20 protein-coding genes are annotated in these 25,958 nt (G+C 62.8%); 7 read left to right on the top strand and 13 right to left on the bottom strand.

Annotated elements, in window-relative coordinates; translation table 11 throughout:
* The first annotated feature begins 215 nt into the window (after positions 1-215).
* Both M0D66_RS27870 and M0D66_RS27865 read left to right on the top strand, forming a co-directional pair.
* On the top strand, positions 216-1,475 hold the full coding sequence (locus tag M0D66_RS27870) for an MFS transporter (protein WP_200619834.1): 1,260 nt from the start codon (positions 216-218) through the stop codon (positions 1,473-1,475).
* Positions 1,476-1,492: 17 nt separating this feature from the next.
* Positions 1,493-2,758, top strand: coding sequence for a D-amino acid dehydrogenase (locus tag M0D66_RS27865; protein ID WP_266212270.1), 1,266 nt, complete (start codon positions 1,493-1,495; stop codon positions 2,756-2,758).
* Between the two features lie 127 nt (positions 2,759-2,885).
* Here the strand turns inward: M0D66_RS27865 and M0D66_RS27860 are convergent, their stop codons facing one another.
* From M0D66_RS27860 to M0D66_RS27850, 3 genes are all read right to left on the bottom strand, one after another.
* On the bottom strand, positions 2,886-4,355 hold the full coding sequence (locus M0D66_RS27860; RefSeq protein WP_054036589.1) for a glutamate synthase subunit beta: 1,470 nt from the start codon (positions 4,353-4,355) through the stop codon (positions 2,886-2,888).
* A 125-nt stretch (positions 4,356-4,480) separates the two neighbouring features.
* Positions 4,481-9,184, bottom strand: coding sequence for a glutamate synthase-related protein (locus M0D66_RS27855; protein WP_093643402.1), 4,704 nt, complete (start codon positions 9,182-9,184; stop codon positions 4,481-4,483).
* A 298-nt stretch (positions 9,185-9,482) separates the two neighbouring features.
* A complete protein-coding gene (locus tag M0D66_RS27850; RefSeq protein ID WP_054036587.1) occupies positions 9,483-10,190 on the bottom strand; it encodes a transposase in 708 nt (235 codons plus the stop codon).
* A gap of 187 nt (positions 10,191-10,377) precedes the next feature.
* Between M0D66_RS27850 and M0D66_RS27845 the strand changes: the two genes are divergently transcribed.
* Together M0D66_RS27845 and M0D66_RS27840 are read left to right on the top strand one after the other, a co-directional pair.
* Positions 10,378-11,103 (top strand): OmpW family protein, encoded by a 726-nt coding sequence (locus tag M0D66_RS27845; RefSeq protein ID WP_200619836.1) that lies wholly within the window; start codon positions 10,378-10,380, stop codon positions 11,101-11,103.
* Between the two features lie 349 nt (positions 11,104-11,452).
* A complete protein-coding gene (locus M0D66_RS27840) occupies positions 11,453-11,833 on the top strand; it encodes a YqjD family protein (RefSeq protein ID WP_093643400.1) in 381 nt (126 codons plus the stop codon).
* Positions 11,834-11,913: 80 nt separating this feature from the next.
* Here M0D66_RS27840 and M0D66_RS27835 read toward each other — a convergent pair whose 3' ends face one another.
* The 7 genes from M0D66_RS27835 to pilM all read right to left on the bottom strand — a co-directional run bounded on the left by M0D66_RS27835 (position 11,914) and on the right by pilM (position 19,368).
* Entirely contained in the window at positions 11,914-13,116 is a 1,203-nt protein-coding gene (locus M0D66_RS27835) for a deoxyguanosinetriphosphate triphosphohydrolase (RefSeq protein ID WP_200650941.1), read from the bottom strand.
* Positions 13,117-13,193: 77 nt separating this feature from the next.
* Positions 13,194-14,279 carry a 3-dehydroquinate synthase gene (gene aroB / locus M0D66_RS27830; RefSeq protein ID WP_200619838.1) on the bottom strand — a complete coding sequence of 362 codons (1,086 nt, stop codon included), beginning with the start codon at positions 14,277-14,279 and terminating at the stop codon, positions 13,194-13,196.
* Positions 14,279-14,830: a shikimate kinase gene (locus M0D66_RS27825; protein ID WP_093643398.1), complete on the bottom strand. Its 552-nt coding sequence runs from the start codon at positions 14,828-14,830 to the stop codon at positions 14,279-14,281. The genes aroB and M0D66_RS27825 overlap by 1 nt, the downstream gene beginning before the upstream one ends.
* Positions 14,831-14,937: 107 nt before the next feature.
* The gene (locus M0D66_RS27820) at positions 14,938-16,542 is read right to left on the bottom strand and encodes a type IV pilus secretin PilQ (protein WP_266212269.1); all 1,605 of its coding nucleotides are present in this window, start codon (positions 16,540-16,542) and stop codon (positions 14,938-14,940) included.
* A 188-nt stretch (positions 16,543-16,730) separates the two neighbouring features.
* Entirely contained in the window at positions 16,731-17,654 is a 924-nt protein-coding gene (locus tag M0D66_RS27815; protein WP_211703573.1) for a hypothetical protein, read from the bottom strand.
* Positions 17,651-18,376, bottom strand: a complete 726-nt coding sequence (locus M0D66_RS27810) for a fimbrial assembly protein (protein ID WP_266212292.1) — start codon at positions 18,374-18,376, stop codon at positions 17,651-17,653. The genes M0D66_RS27815 and M0D66_RS27810 overlap by 4 nt, the downstream gene beginning before the upstream one ends.
* Positions 18,376-19,368, bottom strand: a complete 993-nt coding sequence (gene pilM / locus M0D66_RS27805) for a type IV pilus biogenesis protein PilM (RefSeq protein WP_211703574.1) — start codon at positions 19,366-19,368, stop codon at positions 18,376-18,378. Before pilM ends, M0D66_RS27810 begins: the two co-directional genes overlap by 1 nt.
* 255 nt (positions 19,369-19,623) lie before the next feature.
* On the opposite strand from pilM, the gene M0D66_RS27800 reads away from it, so the two are divergent.
* Entirely contained in the window at positions 19,624-22,023 is a 2,400-nt protein-coding gene (locus tag M0D66_RS27800) for a penicillin-binding protein 1A (RefSeq protein WP_200650938.1), read from the top strand.
* Positions 22,024-22,101: 78 nt separating this feature from the next.
* On the opposite strand, the gene cyaY is transcribed toward M0D66_RS27800, so the two are convergent.
* Positions 22,102-22,419: an iron donor protein CyaY gene (gene cyaY, locus M0D66_RS27795; RefSeq protein WP_093643394.1), complete on the bottom strand. Its 318-nt coding sequence runs from the start codon at positions 22,417-22,419 to the stop codon at positions 22,102-22,104.
* 35 nt (positions 22,420-22,454) lie between these two features.
* On the opposite strand from cyaY, the gene M0D66_RS27790 reads away from it, so the two are divergent.
* The gene (locus M0D66_RS27790) at positions 22,455-22,790 is read left to right on the top strand and encodes a lipoprotein (RefSeq protein WP_200619841.1); all 336 of its coding nucleotides are present in this window, start codon (positions 22,455-22,457) and stop codon (positions 22,788-22,790) included.
* 9 nt (positions 22,791-22,799) lie between these two features.
* Positions 22,800-24,062 carry a diaminopimelate decarboxylase gene (lysA, locus tag M0D66_RS27785; RefSeq protein WP_266212268.1) on the top strand — a complete coding sequence of 421 codons (1,263 nt, stop codon included), beginning with the start codon at positions 22,800-22,802 and terminating at the stop codon, positions 24,060-24,062.
* 81 nt (positions 24,063-24,143) lie between these two features.
* On the opposite strand, the gene msrQ is transcribed toward lysA, so the two are convergent.
* Both msrQ and msrP read right to left on the bottom strand, forming a co-directional pair.
* Positions 24,144-24,845, bottom strand: a complete 702-nt coding sequence (msrQ, locus tag M0D66_RS27780) for a protein-methionine-sulfoxide reductase heme-binding subunit MsrQ (RefSeq protein WP_200619843.1) — start codon at positions 24,843-24,845, stop codon at positions 24,144-24,146.
* A gap of 11 nt (positions 24,846-24,856) precedes the next feature.
* Positions 24,857-25,852, bottom strand: coding sequence for a protein-methionine-sulfoxide reductase catalytic subunit MsrP (gene msrP, locus M0D66_RS27775; protein ID WP_093643387.1), 996 nt, complete (start codon positions 25,850-25,852; stop codon positions 24,857-24,859).
* Positions 25,853-25,958: the final 106 nt, after the last annotated feature.

The raw sequence follows: 25,958 nt of genomic DNA, 5'->3' as shown, positions 1-25,958 counted from the left end.
ACTTTCCCAGCTTGAGTGCTGCCGGCGCAGTTTAACGGCGAATAATTTTTTTCGGGTTACTTCGTAGTAGTTGGTAATGAACAGCAATGAAATTTCTTACTCCATCGCCATTTTTGACCACAACTGGCCGCACAACACCTCGTCCCCTTAGAATACAAAAAAACCCCCGATCAAGCCGCCGGAAGGCAAAAACTGCCTGGAGACCACAAAAAAACATGCCCTCTCTCCAATGGTTCACCGAACTGACCCAGCGCGAACGCCGGACCCTCTACGCTGGCTTCGGCGGCTACGCAGTCGACGCGTTCGACTTCATGATCTACTCATTCCTCATCCCGACGCTGATCGCAACGTGGGGCATGACCAAAAGCGAAGCCGGCATGATCGCGACCAGTTCGCTGATTTCGTCGGCGATCGGCGGCTGGCTCGCCGGCATTCTGGCTGACCGCTACGGACGCGTCCGTGTGCTCCAGTGGACCATCGCCACCTTCGCGATCTTCACCTGCCTGTCAGGCTTCACCCACTCGTTCTGGCAACTGCTCACCACCCGCACGCTGCAAGGCATCGGCTTCGGCGGCGAATGGTCGGTCGTGACGATCATGATGGCTGAAACCATCCGTTCACCTCAACATCGCGCGAAAGCCGTCGGCACCGTGCAGAGCAGCTGGTCCGTCGGCTGGGCCGCGGCGGCCATCATCTATTGGGCGTTCTTCGCGCTGCTGCCGGAACAGGTCGCATGGCGCGCCTGCTTCTGGATCGGCCTGCTGCCCGCGCTGTGGATCTTCTACATTCGCCGCAATGTCAGCGATCCTGACATCTTTCTCGAAACACGCCGCGCGCGCGACAGCGGTTTCGATACCTCGCACTTCCTGCAGATCTTCTCCTTCCCTCACCTCAAAACCACCCTGCTGGGCAGCGCGCTGTGCACCGGTATGCTCGGCGGCTACTACGCGATCACCACCTGGCTGCCGACCTATCTGAAGACCGTGCGCCATCTGTCGGTCTTCAACACCAGCGGCTATCTGATCGTGCTGATCGTCGGCTCGTTCACCGGCTATATCGTCGGCGCGATTCTGTGCGACAAGATCGGCCGGCGCGCGTCGTTCGTGCTGTTCGCAATCGGCTCGTTCGTGCTCGGCATGGTCTACACGATGCTGCCGATCACCGACGGCATGATGCTCGCGCTCGGCTTTCCGCTCGGCATCGTCGTGCAGGGGATTTTCGCGGGCGTCGGCGCATATTTGTCGGAACTCTATCCGAATGCGATCCGCGGCTCGGGACAAGGCTTCTGCTACAACCTGGGCCGCGGTCTCGGCTCGTTCTTTCCGATCCTGGTGGGTACACTGTCGCAAACCATGACGCTTGTTAAGGCGATGGGAATCGTCGCCGGTTCGGGCTATCTGCTGGTGATCGTCGCCGCCGTGTGTCTGCCGGAAACCAAGGGCAAGGTGCTCGGCGCGACCAGCCCTACCGCCTGAAATCGCTGTACACAACCATGAAAACGATTGTTCTGGGCGGCGGCGTCATTGGCGTCGCCACCGCGTTTTATCTGCGCCAGCAAGGCTGCGACGTCACCGTGATCGAGCGCGAGCCGGACGTCGCGCTCTCCACCAGCTTCGGCAACGCCGGCGTGATCGCGCCGGGCTATGTCACGCCGTGGGCCGCGCCCGGCATGCCGACGAAGATTCTCAAGTATCTGTTCGAGCCGGCCTCACCGCTGATTTTCCGCCCTACCCTGGATCCGGCTCAATGGCGTTGGATCGCGCGCTGGCTGCGTGAATGCGACCTCGAACGGTTTCGCGTCAACAAGCAGCGCATGCAGCGCATCGCTTATTACAGCCGCGAGTGCCTGCACGAATTCCGTGGCCGTCATCCGTTCGACTATGGCCGCAGCCAGGGCTATCTGCAATTGTTCCGCAGCGAATACGACGTCGAACTCGCGCAACCGGCGTTGGCGGTCCTGCGCGACGCGGGCATCGCGCATCGTGAAGTCAGTGCAGCGCAGTGCGTCGAGATCGAACCGGGCTTGCGCTGGGCGCGTCAGACTCCGCTCTCAGGCCTCTATCTCCCCGACGACGAAGCCGGTGATTGCGCCCGCTTCACCCGCGAATTGCGGGCGATCTGCGAGCGCAACGGCGTGCAGTTTCGCTTCGACACACGGGTAAGTTCGCTCGACGTGCGAGGCGGTACGGTGCGCGCGGTGCATCTCGAGAGCGAACGCGGCAGCGAGACATTGCAGGCGGATGCGGTCGTGGTGGCGCTGGGCGTCGACAGTGCGGCGCTGCTCGCGCCGCTCGGTGTGAAGGTGCCGCTCTACCCGGTCAAAGGCTACTCGGCGACGCTGCCGGTCACCGACGATGAAAAGGCCCCGCATGCGGCGCTGATGGACGAGTCGCTGAAGACGGCGATCACGCGCTTCGGCAACAACCTGCGCGTGGCCGGCACCGCGGAGCTCGGCAATCGCCAGACGACTCTGCGTGAGCAGGCCTTGCAGACGCTGATGAAAGTGCTCAAGGACTGGTTTCCGCACGCGGCCAACCCGACCTCTGCACACTTCTGGGTGGGCCGCCGGCCGATGACGCCCGATGGCGCGCCGCTGCTCGGCCCGGCCGGCGTGGACAATCTGTGGCTGAATCTCGGGCACGGCTCGACGGGCTGGGCAATGTCGATGGGCTCGGGCCGGGTGGTCGCGGATCTGATTACGCAGCGCACGCCGGAAATCGATCTGGACGGGCTGACGTTGGCGCGGTATCGGAAGTAGCAATAAAAAGCCGGGTCACCCTCTCAGGTGCCCGGCTTTGTTTTTACCGCTTTGTCGTCTCCACCACATCCTGCAAGTAGTGGCTGGTTTCCGCGTTGAAGAGCGAAAACCGGCCGGAGACGTTACGTTAGCGCGGCAGTTCCGAATGACCCATCAGGAACGCATCGACCGAACGTGCGCACTGACGGCCTTCGCGGATCGCCCACACCACCAGCGACTGGCCACGACGCATATCGCCCGCGGTGAAGACCTTGTCCACCGACGTGTAATACGCCTTGTCGCCTTCAGTCGAAGCGCGCACGTTGCCACGGTTGTCCTTGTCGACGCCGAACGCTTCGAGCACCGGCGACACCGGTTGCGTGAAGCCCATGGCCAGCAGCACCAGATCGGCCTTCATTTCGAATTCCGAGTTCGGCACTTCCTGCATCTTGCCGTCCTTCCATTCGACGCGCGCCGCGATCAGCTTCTCGACCTTGCCGTTCTTGCCTTCGAGGCGCTTGGTAGCCACCGCCCAATCGCGCGAGCAACCTTCGTCATGCGACGACGACGTGCGCAGCTTGATCGGCCAGTACGGCCACACGAGCGGCTTGTTCTCTTCTTCCGGCGGTTGCGGCAGCAGTTCGAATTGCGTGACGCTCTTCGCGCCATGACGGTTCGACGTACCGACGCAGTCCGAACCCGTATCGCCGCCACCGATCACGACCACATGCTTGCCCTTGGCGAGCAACTGGTTCGCGACCTTGTCGCCGGCGTTGACCTTGTTCTGCTGCGGCAGGAATTCCATCGCGTAGTGGATGCCTTCCAGCTCGCGGCCCGGCACCGGCAAATCGCGCGGCGTTTCGGAACCGCCGGCTATCACGACCGCGTCGAACTGCTCTTTCAGCTCGGCCGGCGTGATGGTTTCCTTCGCGGTGTTACCGATATGCGCCGGCAGCGAATCCGCCTTGCCGACGAATACGTTAGCGCGGAACGTCACGCCTTCGGCTTCCATCTGGCGCATGCGGCGGTCGATCAGCCACTTCTCCAGCTTGAAGTCAGGAATGCCGTAACGCAGCAAGCCACCGATGCGGTCGTTCTTTTCGAACACGGTGACATCGTGCCCCGCGCGCGCGAGTTGCTGCGCGACGGCCAAACCGGCGGGGCCTGATCCGACCACAGCGACCTTCTTGCCCGTCTTGTGCTTCGGCGGCAGCGGTGCGACCCAACCTTCGGCCCACGCTTTGTCGATGATCGCGTGTTCGATCGACTTGATGCCGACCGCGTCGTCGTTGATGCCGAGCGTGCATGCCGCTTCGCACGGCGCCGGGCAGATGCGGCCCGTGAACTCGGGGAAGTTGTTCGTGGAGTGCAGCACTTCGATCGCGGTCTTCCAGTCCTGATGGAACACCAGGTCGTTGAAGTCCGGGATGATGTTGTTCACCGGGCAGCCGTTGTTGCAGAACGGAATGCCGCAGTCCATGCAACGTGCGCCTTGAATCTTGGCTTCGTCGTCGGTCAGTGCCGCGACGAATTCCTTGTAGTGCTTCACACGCGTGAGCGGAGCTTCGTACGCCTCGTGGCGGCGCTCGAACTCGAGAAAACCGGTTGCCTTGCCCATGTGGTTCTCTTCTCTATCTGTATCAGGTGAGGTGATCTACACCCGCCGCGCGTCGAACAATCGAATCGTCGAGCGGCGGGTACGGCTAAATGTGACGTCTGCGGATCGAGCCGCGGGCGGGTCAGTTAAGCAGCGAGGACTTCCTTGTTCGCCTTCTTCGCTGCCATTTCGCCCAGTGCGCGCTTGTATTCGGTCGGGAACACCTTCACGAACTGACGGCGCGACGCATCCCAGTTTTCCAGCAACGCTTTCGCACGCGGCGAACCCGTGAACTGGAAGTGACGTTCGATGAGACCCTTGAGCAGGGCTTCGTCGGTTGCGCCGCTGTGCCACAAGCCCTTGTCGACCGTGCGTTCCTGTTCCGCCTGTTGCAGAACCGGATCGAGCGCGACCATCGACTTGTTGCACTTGCCCGCGAACGTGTTGTCCGGGTCGTACACGTAAGCGATGCCACCCGACATACCGGCCGCGAAGTTACGGCCCGTTTCGCCGAGCACGATCACCGTGCCGCCCGTCATGTATTCGCAACCATGGTCGCCCGTGCCTTCGACAACCGCCGTTGCGCCCGAGTTACGCACGCAGAAACGCTCGCCCGCGACGCCGCGGAAGAACGATTCGCCTTCGATCGCGCCGTACATCACCGTGTTGCCGCAGATGATGTTTTCTTCGGACTTGCCGCGGAAATCGTTGGTCGGGCGGATGATGATGCGGCCGCCCGAGAGGCCCTTGCCGACGTAGTCGTTGCCGTCGCCGACCAGATCCAGCGTCACGCCTCTCGCGAGGAACGCGCCGAAACTCTGGCCTGCGGTGCCCTTCAACTGGATGTGAATCGTGTCGTCAGGCAGGCCGTCGTGGCCGTACTTCTTCGCGATCGTGCCGGACAACATCGCGCCGACCGTACGGTTCACGTTGCGCACCGGCTGGATGAACGAGACGTGCTCGCCCTTCTCTATCGCGGCCTTCGCCTTCTCGATCAGCACGTGATCCAGTGCGCGGTCGAGACCGTGGTCCTGCACGTCGACGTGCTTGCGTGCGACATCAGCCGAAACTTGCGGCTGATAGAACACGCGCGAGAAGTCGAGACCCTTCGCTTTCCAGTGTTCGACGCCCTTCTTCATATCGAGCAGCTCGGCGTGACCGATCAGGTCCTCGAACTTGCGGATGCCCAGTTGCGCCATGATTTCGCGCGCTTCTTCCGCAACGAAGAAGAAGAAGTTGACGACGTGTTCCGGCTGGCCCTGGAACTTCGCACGCAGCACCGGATCTTGCGTCGCGACGCCGACCGGGCAGGTGTTCAGGTGGCACTTGCGCATCATGATGCAGCCTTCGACGACGAGCGGCGCCGTCGCGAAGCCGAATTCGTCCGCGCCGAGCAGCGCGCCGATCACGACGTCACGGCCGGTCTTCATCTGACCGTCGGCCTGCACGCGGATACGGCCGCGCAGCTGGTTCAGCACCAGCGTTTGCTGCGTTTCCGCCAGACCCAGTTCCCACGGCGTACCGGCATGCTTCACCGACGACAGCGGCGACGCGCCCGTACCGCCATCGTGGCCGGCGATCACGACGTGATCGGCCTTCGCCTTGGCGACACCGGCAGCAACCGTACCGACGCCCGACTCCGACACCAGCTTCACCGACACGCTGGCCGCCGAGTTGGCGTTCTTCAGGTCGTGAATCAGCTGCGCCAGATCTTCGATCGAGTAAATGTCGTGGTGCGGCGGCGGCGAAATCAGGCCAACGCCCGGCACCGAATAACGCAGCTTGCCGATGTATTCCGACACCTTGTGACCCGGCAGCTGACCGCCTTCGCCAGGCTTTGCGCCTTGCGCCATCTTGATCTGGATCTGATCGGCCGACGCGAGGTATTCCGCCGTCACGCCGAAACGGCCCGACGCCACTTGCTTGATCTTCGAGCGCAGCGAATCGCCGTCCTTCAGCGGAATGTCGACGATCACTTCGTCGCCAATCACCGACTTCATGGTGTCGCCGTTCTTGATCGGAATGCCGCGCAGTTCGTTGCGATAACGGTTCACGTCCTCGCCGCCTTCGCCGGTGTTCGACTTGCCGCCGATGCGGTTCATCGCGACAGCCAGCGTGGCGTGGGCTTCCGTGCTGATCGAGCCCAGCGACATGGCGCCGGTGGCGAAACGCTTGACGATGTCCTTCGCCGATTCCACTTCGTCGAGAGGAATCGCCTTGGTCGGGTCGAACTTGAATTCGAACAGGCCGCGGAACGTCATGTGGCGCTTGGTCTGATCGTTGATCAGATGCGCGTATTCCTTGTACGTCTGGTACGAGTTGCTGCGCGCCGAGTGTTGGAGCTTGGCGATCGCATCCGGCGTCCACATGTGTTCTTCGCCGCGCACGCGATAGGCGTACTCGCCACCCGCGTCGAGCATGTTCGCGAGCACCGGGTTGTCGCCGAACGCATCGCGATGCAGACGGATCGCTTCTTCCGCAACATCGAACAGGCCGATGCCGCCGACCTTCGACGAGGTGCCGTTGAAGTACTTCGACACCAGGCCTTCAGACAGACCGACTGCTTCGAAAATCTGCGCGCCGGTGTAGGACATGTAGGTCGAAATGCCCATCTTCGACATGACCTTCATCAGACCCTTGCCGACTGCCTTGGTGAAGTTGTAGACCGCCTTCTCCGCCGACAGGTCGCCCTTCAGGCCCACTGCCATCTGGCTGAGCGTTTCCATCGCGAGGTACGGGTGCACGGCTTCCGCGCCGTAGCCCGCAAGCAGCGCGAAGTGGTGCGTTTCACGCGCCGAGCCGGTTTCAACGACGAGGCCCGCGCTCGTGCGCAGACCGTGCTGGACGAGGTGCGTATGGATCGCGGCGGTGGCCAGCAATGCCGGGATCGCGACGTTGTCGCGGTCGGTCTTGCGGTCCGACACGATCAGCATGTTGTAGCCGGACTTGACCGCATCCACGGCTTCCGCGCACAGCGAAGCCAGACGCGCTTCGATGCCTTCCTTGCCCCAGGCCACCGGATAGCAGATGTTCAGTTCGTAGGAGCTGAACTTGCCGCCCGTGTACTGATCGATCGCGCGGATCTTGGCGATGTCCTTGAAGTCGAGCACCGGCTGCGACACTTCGAGGCGCATCGGCGGGTTGATGTTGTTGGTGTCCAGCAGGTTCGGCTTCGGACCGACGAACGACACCAGCGACATCACCATGTTTTCACGGATCGGGTCGATCGGCGGGTTCGTGACTTGCGCGAACAACTGCTTGAAGTAGTGATAGAGCGTCTTGTTCTTGTTGGACATGACCGCCAGCGGCGAGTCGTTGCCCATCGAACCGACGGCTTCTTCGCCGGCTTGCGCCATCGGCGCCATCAGGAACTTGAGGTCTTCCTGCGTGTAGCCGAACGCCTGCTGGCGATCCAGCAAAGCAGCGGCTTCGCGGCGTTCCGTCGCGACGTCTTCGGCCTTCGCCTCGATTTCGTCGAGCTTGATGCGCACGGCGTCGATCCAGCTCTTGTACGGCTTGGCGTTCGCGAGGTTGTCCTTCAGTTCCTTGTCGTCGATGATGCGGCCGTGTTCCATGTCGATCAGGAACATCTTGCCCGGCTGCAGACGCCACTTCTTGACGATCTTCGACTCGGGGATAGGCAGCGTGCCCGCTTCCGACGCCATGATGACCAGGTCGTCGTCAGTAACGATGTAGCGCGCCGGACGCAGACCGTTACGGTCAAGCGTGGCGCCGATCTGGCGGCCGTCGGTGAAGGCGATCGCGGCGGGGCCGTCCCACGGCTCCATCATCGCGGCGTGGTATTCGTAGAACGCGCGGCGGTTGTCGTCCATCAGCGTGTGCTGTTCCCACGCTTCCGGGATCATCATCATGACCGCGTGGACGAGCGGGTAGCCGGCCATGACCAGCAGTTCGAGGCAGTTGTCGAACGAGGCGGTATCCGATTGGCCCGGGTAGATCAGCGGCCACAGCTTGGGCAGATCGTCGCCGAGCACGTGCGACGCGATCGCGCCGGTACGGGCGTTCAGCCAGTTGACGTTGCCCTTCACCGTGTTGATTTCGCCGTTGTGGGCGATCATGCGGTACGGGTGAGCCAGTTCCCACGCCGGGAACGTGTTGGTCGAGAAGCGTTGGTGCACCAGCGCCAGCGCCGACACCGTGCGCTCGTCCTGCAGGTCGCGGTAATACACGCCGACCTGGCCGGCCAGCAGCAGCCCCTTATAGACGACCGTGCGCGCCGAGCACGACGGCACGAAGTATTCCTTGCCGTGCTTGAGCTTGAGCGCCTGGATGCGGTGGCTCGCTGTCTTGCGGATCACGTACAGCTTTCGCTCGAGCGCGTCGGTCACCATGATGTCCTTGCCGCGGCCGATGAAGATCTGGCGGATCAGCGGCTCGCTCGCCTTGACGGTGGGCGAAATCGGCATGGTGTGGTCGACCGGCACGTCGCGCCAGCCCAGCACGACCTGGCCTTCAGCCTTCACCGTGCGTTCCAGCTCCTGTTCGCAGGCGAGACGCGATGCATGTTCCTTCGGCAGGAACACCATGCCCACGCCGTACTCGCCGTTCGGCGGCAACACGACGCCCTGCTTGGCCATTTCCTCACGATAGAAACCGTCCGGAATCTGGATCAGGATGCCCGCGCCGTCGCCCATCAGCGGATCGGCGCCGACGGCGCCCCGGTGGTCGAGGTTCTCGAGAATCTTCAAGCCTTGCTCGATGATCTCGTGGCTTTTCTTGCCCTTGATGTGAGCGACGAAGCCGACGCCGCAGGCGTCATGTTCGTTTTGCGGGTCGTACAGACCTTGCGCGGCGGGAACCGGGTGAGTCGGTTGCTGGTGGTCGTTCATGGGGACACCGTCTGTGAGGGGCCGGACAGGCCGTTAAAACCGTTTTTCTATTGCCGCAGTGCGCTCCGCAACCGCGTCGGCGACTCTGTACGCTTGAATGCTACGCGTGCCAAAAAGTGCCGGAATTCGGAATATACGCGACGAATCAACGGAATAGCAAATAAAACGTGATGTTCGAACCCCAATTATCAAGTTGGTGCATTGCGGCTATTTTTTATTGGTGCCACATCAAAAAGGTGCAAAAGAAAACGGCATGCGAAGATGCCGTTTCGGGTGCAGCCCTTTGATATGGAACGTTTTATTGCGTCTGCGGTGTCTCGCGGACCTTGCGCGGCCGGCCGCGCGGCAGCGGCGAAACACGCCGGTTGGCGGCCCGCGCCGCCCATTCGCGGTAGGTGTCGCTGCCCAGAACCCAACCTTTCAGGGTGGCCTGCTGAAGCTGACTGGCTTCGCGTTCGTCGAGCGGCTGCTCGCACAACTCGCGGTAAGCGCGCTGTCGTTCGAACGGCGTGTTGCCGAGCGACCAGTACAACGGGTGGTCGGTAATCAGGCTGTCGAGCGTGAGGCCGATGTGATGCCGGTAGCTCGACCAGCGGTAGTCCTCGGGCGCGCTCACCAGCCCGGCTCGCACCGGCGACATCTCAACTACGCGGCTCGCCAGCAGGAAATACCGCTCACCTTCAATGACCGTGGCACGGTAGCGGCCCTCCCACAGGGTGCCGCGGCGCGCGTAACGCCGGTTGAAGTGCGCAACGTAGCGGCGCCCCACCGCCTGCATCGCCTTCGGCAGGCTCGACTCCTCAGTGGGCGTGACGAGCAGTTGGACAGAGCCAGGCATCAACGCATACGCGTGGATGGACAAGTGATGGTCGCGTGAAGCCGCTTTTAAACAGTCGATGAAAAGCTCGTAGTCCTGGTCGTCGACGAATGCGGGCTGCTGATCGAGTCCACGGAGGATGACGTGCTGCGGCTGGTCAGGGACATAGAGACGTGCAAGCCGTGCCATGCTGGAGTATCCAATAGTCGCGTTGGTACATACCCGAAGGTCCGAAGAACCGCGCGCGCCCGGGGTTCGGCGCAGCACGGCTAAGCCAGAAACCACGCGGAGCCTAGGGAGAAAGCTCTAACCGCCGCGTATGGTTTGTTTCAAACGTTGTAGTCATAATGAGCGGGCCTTTTTTGGAGGAGCACATATGAAATTAAAACAGGCCGTAACGGGGATCGCGGCGCTAGCCTGCATGACAACGGCAGCGCACGCGCAATCGGCCGGAAGCTTTTACGTCACATCAGGCTGGTTCCATCTTGCGCCTCAATCGAGCAGCGACCCGTTGAAAGTGACAAGCATTGGCGGCAGCCCGACCAACATCACCGAAGCCAACACCGGCGCATCACTCAGTTCAGCCGACACTCTTGGCTTCACCGCCGGCTACTTCATCACAGATCACATCGCGACCGAGTTCGTGATCGGCGTCCCACCTTCGTTCGACCTTGAAGGCTCGGGCAGCCTCGCCCAATTCGGCAAGCTGGGTCAGGCGAAACAGTGGAGCCCGACTCTGCTGTTCAAGTACTACTTCAACGCCCCGACCGCCACCTTCCGCCCGTATCTCGGCATCGGTGTAAGCCGCATCTGGTTCACCGACGAAAAGATCACCAACGGCGCATTCGAGGCAAACGTTCTGCATGGTCCGACCAGCGTCTCTACGGATAGTTCGTGGGAGCCGGTGTTTAATGCGGGTTTCACCTATGCGTTCAACCAGCACTGGTTCGCGGGCGTCTCGGTCTCGTACCTGCCGCTCAGCACGACCGCCAAGCTCAGCACCGCCGCAAACACGCCGGTCGGCACGCTGAATGTGCAATCGCAAACCAAGATCAAGCTGAACCCGATCGTTACCTACGTCAACATCGGTTACCGTTTCTAACGCGTCACGAAATTGGGGCCGTTTAGTTAGGGTAGTCGAATTTTCGCGGCTTGGACAACGCTGTCATCATCCAATGACGGCGTTTTTCATTTGGTGCGCGTGGAAGGGCTGTTCGCGGTGTGTGTGGCGATCATCCAGCGGGGCAAGTGCGAGCGTGCGTTTGTAAATTTGACCAGCAAGCGGGCCGGCTCGTGCAATATCTGCTGAGGAATCGCGGCCCGCGCCACGGTGCGTAGGGGCTTGGGGTTTGGCACCGAAGTTGCGCTCTCGAAGTGTTTCCCGCGTGGCGACGTGTATCTCTATGCCAGCGTGGGACCTTTTTCATCCTCATCTCATCGACGGAGCGACCATGACAACACTTCCGAACACGCGAGACGCCCTCGGCGAATCCTGGACCACCACCAGCCGCCGTGCGCGGCGTATCGCTCGCCATAGCCGCCACGCGGCCGAAGATATCGCAGGTGAACTGCGCACGCTGATGTCGGAACTCGAATCCACCCTGGCGGACGGCACCCAGGCGGATGCAGTGGCGCTGCGCAGCAAACTGCGCAAGCAGCTCGACACCGCTCGCGAGCGCCTGAACGACACCCGCGAAGCCATGCGCGAACGCGCTGAAGTGGCGATCGCCGACGCCGACGACTACGTGCACGAAAACCCCTGGCAGACGATTGCGATCGTCGGCGGCGTTGCGCTGATCGCGGGTGCGCTGTTCGCATCGCGGGTGCGCTAGGCGGGTTTTTGCAACGAGCAGCGAGACGGGCCGCCATCGCGGCGGCCTTTTTGCGCCGACGCCCGTCGGTGCAGGCCCGTTTAGTTGTCGTCGATTACGAACAGCCGTTGATACTCCTTCACCGCGTATCGATCCGTCATGCCCGCGATGTAATGGGCGATCAGGCGCGGTTGCTGCGACGCGTCCGTTGATTGATAACCGGGTGGCAATAGCCGCGAATCTTCGGTGAACGCATCGAACAAACCGGCCACCACGCGGCGGGCCTTATTGGCCATGCGCATCACGCGATAGTGGCGGTACAGATTTTTGAACAGGAAACGCTTGAGCACCGCCGCCTGCGCGGCGATTGCTTCGCTATGCGCGACCAGCGGCGGTGCGGCGCGCACTGCGTCCAGCGAAGCCGGCGCATGCTTTGCAAGATTGAGCGAGGTCGTATCGATCAGGTCGACGATCAACGTATTGATGATGCGGCGCACCGTCTCGTGAATCAGCCGGCGCCCTTCGATCTGCGGAAAGTCGCCGCGCGCCGCCACGTAGTGCGTCTGCCATAACTCCACTTCGGCAAGCTGCTCCACCGTGAGCAAGCCCGAGCGCAAGCCGTCGTCGACGTCGTGGTTGTTGTACGCGATCTCATCGGCGACATTGGCGATCTGCGCTTCGATGGAAGGCTGCCGCCCCTCCAGAAAGCGCTCGCCGAGCGCGCCGAGGCGCCGCGCATTCTCGCGCGAGCAGTGCTTGAGAATGCCTTCCCGCGTTTCGAAGCACAGATTCAGGCCGTTGAACGCGCCGTAGTGCTCCTCCAGATCGTCGACCACCGCGAGGCTTTGCAGATTGTGTTCGAAGCCGCCATGCTCGCGCATACATTCGTTCAGCGCGTCCTGGCCCGCATGGCCGAACGGTGTATGACCGAGATCGTGTGCAAGCGAAATGGCTTCAACGAGGTCTTCGTTGACGCGCAGATTGCGAGCCACCGAACGGGCGATCTGCGCGACTTCCAGGCTATGGGTGAGTCGCGTGCGAAACAGATCGCCCTCGTGATTCACGAATACCTGGGTTTTGTATTCGAGCCGGCGGAACGCCGTCGAATGGACAATGCGGTCGCGATCGCGCTGGAATTCGGTGCGCGCGCTGGGCGCGGCTTCGGGATAGCGGCGTCCGCGCGATTGAGCAGAACGTGCCGCATACGGCGCGAGGTGCGCTTCGAGTGCTTCCTGCGACGGCACGCCGCTCACGGGCGTGCCTGCCGGGTCATGCTTTACATCGTCGCTGCGCCTGTCAGTCACCGGATTCTCCGAAACATGGGCGGCGCCTCGTGACGCTCGTACGTGCTGCCTTGCTGCGAAGCCTCTGCCGGGTCGGTCTAGACGGCGGCGGCCAGCGTGGCGTGCACCTCGGCGTCGGGCGCCTGGGTGATCAGCGTCTCACCGAAACGCTTCAGCAGAATGAATTTGATCGCGCCGGCTTCAGCCTTCTTGTCGACCCGCATGAGGTCGACATAACGCGACTCGCCGAGCGCAGGCGCCCGGGTGGGCAGATGCGCGGCAACGATCACGTCGACCAGACGCTTGCGCGCCGCTTCGTCGAGATAACCCATGCGCACGGACAGGTCCGCCGCCATCACCATCCCGCAGCCCACCGCCTCGCCGTGCAGCCATTCGCCGTAGCCGAGTCCGGCTTCGATCGCGTGGCCGAAGGTGTGGCCGAAATTGAGGATCGCGCGCAGCCCGCCTTCGCGCTCGTCCTGCGCCACGACTGACGCCTTGATCTCACACGAGCGCTTGACCGCCAAGGCCAGCACTTCGGGCTCGCAGCGATTGAGCGCTTCGACGTTCGCTTCGATCCAACTGAAGAAACCGGCGTCGGCAATCGCGCCGGTCTTGATCACTTCAGCGACGCCCGCCGCCAGTTCACGCGCCGGCAGCGTGCGCAGCGCGCCGATGTCGGCGATCACGGCCTGCGGCTGGTAGAACGCGCCGATCATGTTCTTGCCAAGCGGATGGTTGATGCCAGTCTTGCCGCCCACCGACGAATCCACCTGCGATAGCAACGTAGTCGGTACCTGAATGAACGGCACACCGCGCATGTAGCACGCTGCGGCAAACCCCGTCATGTCGCCGATCACGCCGCCGCCCAAGGCAATCAGCGTGGTCTTGCGATCGGCGCGCGAGCCCAGCAGCGCGTCGAAAATCAGGTTCAGGGTTTCGAGGTTCTTGTACGCTTCGCCGTCGGGCAAAACAACCGTGGACACCTGCTTGCCAAGCGGCGCCAGCGCGGCGCGCAGCTTGTCACCGTACAGCGGGTCAACCGTGGTGTTCGTGACGATAGTGACCGAACTGCCGGCGATATGCGGCGCGAACAACGCGGTCTGGCCGATCAGATCGGCACCGATATGGATGGGGTAGGCGCGCTCGCCCAGTTCGACATTGACGGTAATCATACGGTCCATTATGACGCAGGATGTTTGGCGACGCCGGCCATCTCGAGCTGCATCAGAACCATGTTGACGAGTCCGTTGACCGAGGGCCGGCCAGTTTCGATCACGAAGTGCGCGCATTCCCGGTATAGCGGATCGCGTACTTCGTAGAGCGCCTCGAGGCGCGCTTTGGGGTCTTCAGTCTGCAAAAGCGGGCGATTCTTGTCGCGTCGGGTGCGCAGCCACAGATCGTGCGGATTGGCGCGCAAATAGATCACCACACCCCGATTTTGCAGCGCTTCGCGGTTTTCCGGCCGCAGCACCGCGCCGCCGCCCGTGGCCAGCACGATATTGTCGCGCCCGGTCAGGTCGGAAATCACGTGCGCTTCGCGATCGCGAAAGCCCGCTTCGCCTTCCAGCTCGAAGATCACCGGGATGCGCGCGCCCGTACGCGCCTCGATTTCATGGTCGGAATCGAAGAACGGGCGATCGAGACGGCGCGCAATGGCCCGGCCCACGGTGGTTTTGCCTGCCCCCATGAGCCCTACAAAAAATACATTGGCGTGTGCGTCCCGCGCTTGCAACGGTGTCCCTCTGGCTAATCCGGTATGGTTCGTGCCGCAGCTTACTGGCAAAGCGGCTGCCTTGTCGAGCCTGCAGGCCGCCGCTGGAGAGCGGCGGCAGCGTGCCCCTAATTTGTCTGAACGACGCGCGGCGTGATGAAAACTGCCAGTTCACTGCGCTGGTCCCGATGGGCCCGATGGCGGAAAAGCGCGCCTAAAACCGGTATTTTGCCCAGGAGCGGCACCCGCGTCACATCGTCCCGGTTGTCGGTCGCGTAAATTCCGCCGATCGACACCGTACCACCATCTTCGACTTCGACGCGCGTTTGCACGTGTTTGGTATTAATCGCGGGCCCGGCGTCGGTCTGCTCGCCGACGCTGTCTTTGGCGACGTCGAGGTCCAGCACCACTCTACCGTCCGGCATGATTTGCGGCTCGACCTCCAGTTTGAGCGTAGCGCGGCGAAACTGCACGCCCGACACGCCCTGCCCCACTTTTGCCTGATACGGCAGCTCTGTGCCTTGCTCGACAACCGCTTTCATGCGGTCCGCCGTCACGACGCGGGGGCTCGAGACGATTTCGCCGCGCCCTTCGGCCTCCAGCGCGCTCAGCTCGATGTTCAGGAGCCGCGTCGCGCCGGCTGCGAACAAGGTCAGCCCGGCGGTGGCGGCATCGAAACCGGAAATCGGACGCGCTGACAGATCGTACACGGTGCCGTCCGCGCCGCCGGTCAGGCCTCGGGCGGTGCCGTCGGCGCTGGTGGCCGCCATTGAGAGCCGTACGCCGAGATTGCGCGAAAAGCCGTGCTCTCCCTCGACGATGCGTGCTTCGATCAACACCTGACGGGTCGGCCGGTCGACGGAAGCAAGCAGCGCCGTGATTTGCGCGAGGCGTCCTTCGAGATCGGTGACGAACAGCAGATTGGTACGCGGATCGGCCGTCGCGGCGCCGCGTTTGGACAGCACGCGCTGGTTACCGGCGCCGGTCAGCAGGCGCCGCACGTCTTCGGCCCGCGCGTAGTGCAGCTCGAACGTGCGGCTTGCGAGCGGTTCGAGATCGGCGGCTCTCGCGTGCGCTTCGAAACGCTGCCGTTCGCGCGCGGCCAGCTCCGCGATCGGCGCGACCCAGATCACGTTGCCGTGGCGCTCCATGGCCAGCCCGTTGACGTCGAGCAAGGTGTCGAACGCGGTGCGCCACGGCACCTTGTCGAGTCGCAATGAGACGGCGCCGCGCACTCTCTCACTCGCGACGATGTTCAGGCCGGTGAACTGGGCGAACGCGTTGAGCACCGCACCGAGTTCCGCGCGCTGGAAGTTAAGTGAGATCGGTTTGTCGTCTGCGGCGAGTTTGGCGTCGTCGGGTGTTTTCGGTGCGTTGCTTAAGCGCGCAAGCGGAGGCAGCGGCACCGGCGGCCCTTCGAGCGCCGAGGTTCCCTTGGCGTCGTTGTGCGCCGACATCGCGGATTGCCTCCGTAGTGGCACCGAACCGTCTGCGTCGTCGGCAAGGTCGTCAGCGCGTCCGATGTCAGCGGGTGCCGTCCCTCGCGATACGCCAGAGTCGGCGACGGAATTGTCGCGGAACGGGTTGGGTACTTCGGCAGCGATGCCGCGCGGTAAGGGCGGTACATCGTATCGGGCTTCGGGCGCCGTAATGGCGTCGTCGAGCGGCATGTATGCGGGCAGCGGCGGCAACGGTGGCGTCGAAGCATGCACGATGCCGACGCTTATCGCCATGCATGCGATCAGGCTGCGAATCGGATTGCGAAGCAGGCTGCAAAGCGGATTGTGAATCGAGCTGCGAACCAAGTTGCAAACTGGGCTCGCACGCATCCTTCCAGACAAGCCGCGACACACGCCCGAACCAAACCACACACGAACGCCGACGCGCGACTCCGCAAAACCGAACGTCTTCATCAACCTCATCAGGACGTCCCCGTCAGTGCCAGCGTGCGTGTCACGCCGCCATTTGCCAGCGTGATGCTGAGCGCGTCGAGCCGCGTGACGCGCTCGGTGCCGAGTTGCTGCCCGGACACGACGGTGGTCGCACCATCCGGCGTATCTAGCAAGGCAAGTCCGCGCGTGCGATCGTGCAGCAAGCCGACGAGGCGCAGCTGCGAAGCATCAGGCGGCGGCTCACCGGACGCAAGCATCTGCGGAAGCGAGAACGGGTCGAAGAACACGATATTTTCTTCGTCATCCGAATCGAGGCTTTCGTCGGCGAACGCGTCCGCATTCGCAGTTGAAGGCAGCGGCCTCAGCGCGCTGAATACGTGCAGCGTTGCTTTCACCGCTAACCAATCCGCATCGCGCTTGACCGTCACATCGACGGGCACGATCAGCACCGGCAGATCCGACAGGCCGCGCAGAAATGCCATCAGGTGAACGAAATCGGTGTGCGCGGTGAGTTGCACAGGACGCATGCTTTCGGCACCTGAGCCACTGGCAGCACCCGGTTCTACCGAGAGCAACGAGACGCTATTCTGCGCCGCGAGTTCGGATACGATCCGCACGTCGTCCGCGGAGGTCCATGGCGCAGGCAACTGTGCACCCGGCATGGCGGCAACGTCCCGACGCAGCGCGGGCAATTGCGTCAGCGCACGGTGCGCGTCAGTGAGGTGCCGCGTGGCCGCCTCCAATGCCGCACGGCTCGCCTCGATGCCGCCGAGATCCGCCACAACCCAACCATGCGTGCCAAGTCCGAACACCACTGCAGCGATCAGCAACGCAACCGCCCAACGGCGCCGACGACTCCAGGCAGCGAGCGGCACGCGCACGCGCGTCATCCACTGAGAAAGCGCTGGCCGCGCGCTGGCCGCGCCGCCGAACCCGACAAAAGTCGTACTCATTTCGTATCTCCTGACTGTTCAGATTTCATGTGACGTTGCGCGGCGAGGCCCGACGTATGGGCTGTTTTCTTCGGCGGGTCGCCCCAACGCAGATGCGCTCCGAATTCGATCGGGCCGCTCACGCTGGCCGCCGCCACCGGACTGCTGCGTGACGCCGAGCGACGCAGATCGCTCACCTCGGCGCCCTTCACACCGCGGATCGCGCTCAAGCGTTTGAGCCACTCGGCCGATGCGATATGTCCGCGCGAGGTCGCGAGCAACTCCGTCTCATGCTCGCGCTGCCGCATCTGCTGCAACACCACACCGTCACCGGGTTCAAAACTCAGTGCATCCAGCAGGTCGCGCAAATGCGTAAGTGGCTCGGACAAGTTCATCGCACGCGCCACGCCTTTGCGTTGTTCGTCCTGCACCCGCAACAATCTGGTGTGCTCGGCGAGCGGCTCGGCCAGTTGCGCAAGCGATTGTTCGACCGACGCGCGCCGCGCATCCAGCCGCGCCCTTTCGAATGCCTGCCATCCGACTAACGCGAACACGGCCGCAAAACCGGCTAGCGCGGCGGCAAACCATTCGAGCAGACGCCGCCGGCGCGCGAGCCGGGCGTTGCGTTGCCTGTACGGCAGCAGGTTGAAGCCGCCGAGCCACGGCTGTGTGAAGCGCACGCCACGCGTAGAAGCACGCGTGTCCGGGGCCGCCGGATCCAAACGGGGCTGCAGACCGCGCATCATTCGAGTACTCCGCGCAACGCAAGTCCGAATGCGACCGCGGCAGCCGGCTCGTGCAACAGCGGATCGTGCAGTTGACGTGCGCGCCCACCCAGCGCCGCACACTCGAACGGCATCACGGTGCAACCCAACACATCGGCGATATCCGCGATCGAGAAACCCACGCTGTCGAGCAGATCGACCTCGCCGCTCAACAACGCACAATCGAGTACGGGGCCGTGGACAAGATCACGCAACGCGTCAGCGAGATCGGCGTGTTCGGGAGCCGGGTAGCGCATTTCACCGACCAGGCAATCGTCGACGATGCGCCAGCCATACACGCCGTCCGTGCCGATCCAGAGCGCGACATAGGGTTCGTGCGGATCGAGTTCGTGACTGGCCGCGTAGCGCATGGCGCGCAATGCCGCGTGCGGCTCGCCATCGATCGCGGTGAGCGAGATGCCGGCGGTCGCGGCGCATTCGATACGCGCTTCGAGATGCTGGCGTGCGGTTGCGGCGATCGTCACCGAACGGATTGGCGAACGCGTTTCGTCGACGAACCAGTCGACCGCCAACGCGTGCCGCTCGAGGCCTGCGATGCGCTCGACTTCGCTCATCACCGCCGGTTCGAGTTCGGCGAGTTCATGCCCGCCGTCTCCCACGCAACCGGCGAGCGCGGCAAGCCGTGTGAGCGGCACGGTAGTGGTCAACGTGGCCGAGGCGGGCAGCGCCATCGCGCAGCGCAATGCATGCGTCGCACACGCGCGCGGCAGCCCCGCGAATGCGTCACGCAACGCACGCGCCACCGCATGCCGGTCGGCGATCTCCGTACCGGCCATTGCGCCCGCGCCGAGCGGCACGGTGCTCGCATGTTCGATGTGCAGCGCGGCACGTGCGCGCGAATGCTGACTCACCACGACCAGCCGCACCGCCTGCGAACCCACATCGATGCCCGCCGCGAAACGCTGCGCGCCGAGTTGCACACCTTGAAGCCACGAACTTTTGAATGTCATCACGCCCTCCCTCAGACTCACGCGACGAACCATTCGAACGCGAGTAACGAGTGAGGATTGTGCTTAGCCGCGCCGCCGCGCGACACTCAGCCGAATGGCTAACGTTGCGCGACGCGCGCCCTCTCGGCCATCAAAGCGTCTACAGTGAAGTCATTCCCGCGCGCGGCGTGCAGACTTGTCAAGAACTGTCAGTAAGCACGCCGAAAGCTGAAAAGCGAGGCGGCTATAATCGCGGGACTGTTTTTTGGTGCCCATATGCAATCCACGTCTCCCACGTCTCCGCCGCCCGCGCCGCAGAAGCGCAAACGCCCCCTGTGGCTCAAGCTCATCATCGGCCTGGTGGGTCTGATCGTCGCAGGCATCCTGTGCGTGCTGCTGGTGCTCGGTTATGCGCTGGTGGTAGCAACGCCGAACCTGCCGTCGCTCGATGCGCTGACCGACTACCGGCCGAAGGTGCCATTGCGCATCTATACGGCCGACCACGTGCTGATCGGCGAATTCGGTGAAGAACGGCGCGATATCGTCCATATCCAGGACGTGCCGGATAGCCTGAAGAAAGCCGTGTTGGCGATTGAAGACGCGCGCTTCTACGATCACGGCGGCGTCGACCTCACAGGCATTGCGCGCGCCGGCTTCGTCGCACTGACCAACGGCCACGCCACGCAAGGCGCCAGCACGATCACCATGCAGGTGGCGCGCAACTTCTTCCTGTCGAGTGAAAAGACCTACACGCGCAAGATCTACGAGATGCTGCTCGCGTACAAGATCGAGTCGAAGCTGTCGAAAGATCAGATTCTCGAGGTGTACATGAATCAGATCTATCTCGGTCAGCGTGCGTATGGCTTCGCGAGCGCGGCGCGGGTCTACTTCGGCAAAGATCTGAAGGACCTGACCCTGGCGGAATCCGCCATGCTGGCGGGTTTGCCGAAGGCGCCGTCCGCGTATAACCCGGTGGTCAATCCGAAGCGCGCGAAGATCCGCCAGGAGTACATCCTGCAGCGCATGTACGAACTGCACTACATCACTCAGGAACAATACGACGAGGCAAGCAGGCAGCCGCTGATTGTCAAGGGCGCGGGCAAGGAATTCAGCGTGCACGCGGAATACGTCGCGGAAATGGTGCGGCAGATGATGTACGCGCAGTATCGCGAAGAGGCGTACACGCGTGGGCTGAACGTGGTGACCACCATCGACTCGGCCGACCAGGACGTTGCTTACCGGGCGCTGCGCAAAGGTCTGATGGACTACGAACGGCGCCACGGCTATCGCGGGCCGGAAGCGTTTATCGATTTGCCGTCCGATGCGGACGACCGCGAACAGGCCATCGACGACGCGTTGCTCGAACATCCCGACAACGGTGAAATCATCGCCGCGGTGGTCACGGCGGCGAGCCCGAAGCAGGTGCAGGCCACCTTCATCGACGGCAACGTCGCGACCATTCAGGGCGACGGCCTGCGCTTCGCGCAGTTCGCGCTCGGCACGCGCGCGCAGCCGAATCAACGCGTGCGGCCCGGCGCGATCATTCGCGTCGTGAAGGATGACGAGGGCAACTGGTCGATCACGCAGTTGCCTCAAGTGGAAGGCGCATTCGTTTCGGTGGTGCCGCAGGATGGCGCGATTCGCGCGCTGGTCGGCGGTTTCGACTTCAACAAGAACAAGTTCAACCACGTGACCCAGGCGTGGCGTCAACCGGGCTCGAGCTTCAAGCCGTTCATCTATTCGGCCTCGCTCGAAAAGGGGCTCGGACCGGCCACGGTGATCAACGATGCGCCGCTCTTTTTCAGCGCTGCGGAGACGGGCGGCCAGGCGTGGGAACCGAAGAACTACGGCGGCGGTTTCGATGGTCCTATGACCATGCGCACCGCCCTGCAGAAGTCGAAGAACCTCGTGTCGATTCGCATCCTGAACCACATCGGCACCAAGTACGCGCAGCAATACATCACGCGTTTCGGCTTCGACGCGGATCGTCACCCAGCTTACCTCCCGATGGCGCTCGGCGCGGGACTCGTTACGCCCTTGCAGATGGCCGGCGCGTTCTCGGTGTTTGCTAACGGCGGCTATCGCATCAACCCGTATCTGATCGCGGAAGTCACCGATCAGCGCGGCATCGTCGTGGCGCACGCGCAACCGCTGGTCGCCGAGCAGAGCGCGCCGCACGCGATCGAACCGCGCAATGCATATGTGATGAACAGCCTGCTGCAAAGCGTCGCGCAACGAGGCACGGGCGCGAAGAGCAACGTGCTGAAACGTACCGACCTCGGCGGCAAGACCGGCACGACGAACGATTCGCGCGATGCGTGGTTCGGCGGCTATCAGCACACGCTCACAGCGATCGCGTGGATCGGTTACGACAACCCGCGCAGTCTCGGCGATAAGGAAACGGGCGGCGGCCTCGCGTTGCCGGTTTGGATCGAATACATGGCGCGCGCGCTCAAGGGTGTGCCGGACTACAAGATGCCGATGCCCGACGGTGTGACCGAGCTCGGCTCAGAACTGTATTTCGACGAGTTCACGCCGGGCCACGGATTCGTCTCGACGGTCGGTATCAGTCAGGCAGCGCTGGATGCCGAGGCGAGCGGTGCGTCCGCGGCCGCGCCCGAGCAGGTCGGCGAACAGGAAAAGCAGGACATCATGAACCTGTTCCGCGGGCACTAAAGACGCGCTCAGAAGAGGCGGCAACGTTCGCCAGAAAAAACCGCCGCGCTCGATGCGCGGCGGTTTTTACCAAACGCTTTACGCTTTGAACTGAACCGGCTCGCCGGCCTGCTGCGTCGCGTACTCCGACAGCGCGGCGAAAAACTCGGTGCCGCTGCGCGTATCGCGCCATTCACCGTCGATGAAACGGAAGTGGAAACCACCCGCTTTCGCGGCGATCCAGATCTCGCTCATCGGCGGCTGCAGGTTGACGATGATCTTCGTGCGGTTCTCGAATTCGAGGGTCAGGACATTGCCGCTGCGCTCGAGTTCGATGTCGGCTTCCGTGTCGTCGAGCGCGCGTTCGATGGCGGCTAGCGCGGCTTCCGCGCGGGTCAGGTAATCACTATCGGACATGCTAAACTCCATCGATTATTTATTCAGGGACAGTCATGCGAGTCGTATCTCGGATGCGCGCGGCGGCGCCCGGCCGCGCGATTGTAGCGGGTTTAGCCATTCTCGCAGGTTGTGCACTTGCCGGCTGCGGGCAACGCGGTTCGCTCTATTTGCCCACCGTGCCGCCGCTACCGGCCAAGCCGATCGATCGCACACAACCGCCGTCGCCGGATACAGTGAAATCGGGCACGGCAACCCCCTCCACGATGGGTGAGGTGCCGGATACTTCCGGCGCGCCGCTCTCGTTGGCGCCGGAAAGCGAACTCGCCGCGCCGCCCGCATCCGCTGCTGCGCCTGCGCAACCTGCCTCCGCCGTCACTCCCGCTCAATAAGACTTTCGCATGACTCGATCCGCATTTGACTACGTCGACGGCGTGTTGCACGCCGAGGGCGTGTCCGCCGCCTCACTCGCCGAACAGTTCGGCACGCCGCTGTACGTCTATTCGCGCGCCGCGCTCACCGAAGCGTGGAATGCCTACGCAGGCGCTTGCGCCGGCCGCCATGCGACCGTGCACGTCGCCGTCAAGGCCAATAGTAATCTCGCGGTGCTGAACGTGTTCGCGCGTCTCGGCGCGGGCTTCGACATCGTGTCGGGCGGTGAGCTGGCGCGCGTGCTGGCCGCCGGCGGCAAAGCGGAAAACACCGTGTTTTCCGGCGTCGGCAAGCATGCGGACGAGATGCGTCAGGCGCTCGCGGCCGGCGTCAAATGCTTCAACGTCGAGTCGATTCCCGAGCTCGACCGTCTGAATGCGGTGGCGGCGGAAATGGGCAAAAAGGCCCCCGTCTCGCTGCGCGTGAATCCGGACGTCGACGCAAAAACGCATCCGTATATTTCCACCGGCCTGAAGTCGAACAAGTTCGGCGTCGCGTTCGAAGATGCACGCGCTACGTATCGCGCCGCCGCGGCGATGACGCATCTCGACGTGGTCGGCATCGACTGCCATATCGGCTCGCAGATCACTGAAGTCGCGCCGTATCTGGACGCAGTCGACAAGGTTCTCGAACTGGTCGAACAGATCGAACAGGACGGCGTGAAGATTCGCCACATCGACGTAGGCGGCGGTCTCGGCATCACGTATGACGACGAAACGCCGCCGGAAATCGGCGACTTCGTGCGCACCGTGCTGGATCGCATTGAAGCGCGCGGTCATGGGCATCGTGAAGTGTATTTCGAGCCGGGCCGTTCGCTGGTCGGCAATGCCGGTGTACTGCTTACGCGCGTCGAATTTCTGAAGCCTGGCGCGGAAAAGAACTTCGCCATCGTCGACGCGGCGATGACCGATCTTGCGCGCCCTGCGATGTATGAGGCGTATCACGCGATCGAGGCGGTCGTTAAGCGCGACGTGCCCGCCCACGTGTACGACGTGGTCGGCCCGGTTTGCGAAAGCGGCGATTGGCTGGGTCGCGAGCGTCTGCTGGCGGTCGAACCGAGCGATCTGCTGGCGATTCGCTCGGCCGGCGCCTATGGCTTTGTGATGAGCTCGAACTACAACACCCGTCCGCGTGCGGCCGAGGTGATGGTTGATGGTACACAGGTGCATGTGGTCCGTGCACGTGAAGAGGTGAAGCAGCTGTTTGCAGGCGAGACGATCTTGCCGGCGTAAACGTCTGAGCTTGGATCTCACGACAAAAAAGGCGATGCCACTGCGGCATCGCCTTTTTATTTGCGCGTTTGAACCTCGTGGTCAGCGTGTCTTTACCCTCCGCTCGCGCAGCCATACGAGCAAACGCCACCCCAGCAACGCAACCATGATCGCCCCGTAGATCTTCGGCAAGATCAGGTCGTGCTTGCCCGCCTTCATCCACCAGAAGTGCAGGATCGCGAGCCCGCCGATCGCATAGATCGCGCGATGCAATGTCTGCCAGCGGCGTCCAAGTTTTCGCACCATCGCGCGCGGCGATGTAACGGCCAATGCGATCAGCAGCACGAACGCCGCGAAACCCACAGTGATGAAAGGCCGTTTGCCGATGTCCTTGAGAATCGCGGCAACGTCGAACCACTTGTCGAACCACAGGTATGTGGTGAAGTGCAGCGTCGCGTAGAAGAATGCATAGAGACCTAGCATCCGGCGAAACCTGGCCATTGCAGTGATGCCGGTCAGTCGACGCAACGGCGTCACCGCCAGCGTGATGCAAAGAAAGACGAGCGTCCACAGGCCCGTCGAGCGCGTGATGAACTCGATCGGATTCGCGCCCAGCCGATCGGTCACGCCGAACAGCACGATGCGCGCAAGTGGATACCACGCCGCAATGAACACCACGATTTTCGCGGGTACGATCCAGCGCGCACCGGTGGCGGCCCGCTTTGTCGTCGCTGACGCCGGCGCTTTGGTACGCGGCGTTGTTCGCGAGGTCTCGGTAACAGGTTGCGTATCGGAAGAAGCCATGGAGATGCCGCTCAAAAGTTCTTCTTCAGGTCCATGCCCTGATACAGCGACGCTACCTGATCGCCGTAGCCGTTGAACATCAACGTCTTGCGCTTGGGCGTAAAGAAACCATCTTCGCCGATGCGCCGCTCGGTGGCCTGGCTCCAGCGCGGGTGATCGACGTTCGGATTCACGTTCGAATAGAAACCGTATTCGTTCGAAGCGTACGTGTTCCAGCTGGTCGGCGGCTGCTTGTCGAGGAAGCGGATTTTCACCAGCGACTTCGCGCTCTTGAAGCCGTACTTCCACGGCACCACGACACGGATCGGCGCCCCGTTCTGATTCGGCAGCACCTGGCCGTAGAGACCCATCGTCAGGAACGTCAGCGGGTTCATTGCTTCGTCCATTCGCAGACCTTCGGTGTACGGCCAGTCGAGTACCGGCGTCGACAGGCCAGGCATTTGCGACGGATCGGCGAGCGTGATGAATTGCACGTATTTGGCGTTGCCGGTCGGCTGCACGCGCTTGATCAACTCCGCGAGCGGCACGCCAATCCACGGAATCACCATCGACCAGCCTTCGACACAACGCAACCGATACACGCGTTCCTCGAGCGGCGCGAGCTTCAGCAATTCGTCGATGTCGTACACCTTCGGATTCTTGATTTCGCCCTCGACGCTCACCTTCCACGGGTGCGGACGCAACGTACCGGCGTTGTGCGCGGGATCCGCCTTGTCGGTGCCGAACTCGTAGTAGTTGTTGTACGTGGTGATGTCCTTGTACGGCGTGATCTTGTCGGGCGCGACGAACTTCGGGTTGGTCTTCGCCATGAGCTTCTGCGCCTTCGGATCCGGCGACGAATACGCGGCTAGCGCTTCGCCATTTACGCCGATCAGACTACCGAGCGCCAACGCGCCCGCAGCCTGCAACACGCGCCGCCGGTTCTCGAAGACATGCTGAGGCGTGATTTCGCTGCGTGCGATGTCATCGCCAACGAGTTGAGTTCTGTCGCTTCGCTTGATCCACATCGTGCTGCTCCTTGCCGGCCCATCGGGTTGTCTATCTTACGGGGCCATATTGATGATCGGCTCGTTTAGCCACTCGCCCAGCCATCCTTGGGTGCTGATCTAACAA

The organism is Paraburkholderia sp. SECH2, assembly GCF_030464795.1.
Taxonomy (GTDB): Bacteria; Pseudomonadota; Gammaproteobacteria; order Burkholderiales; family Burkholderiaceae; genus Paraburkholderia; species Paraburkholderia aspalathi.
This window is presented reverse-complemented; position numbering and strand designations above follow the sequence as displayed.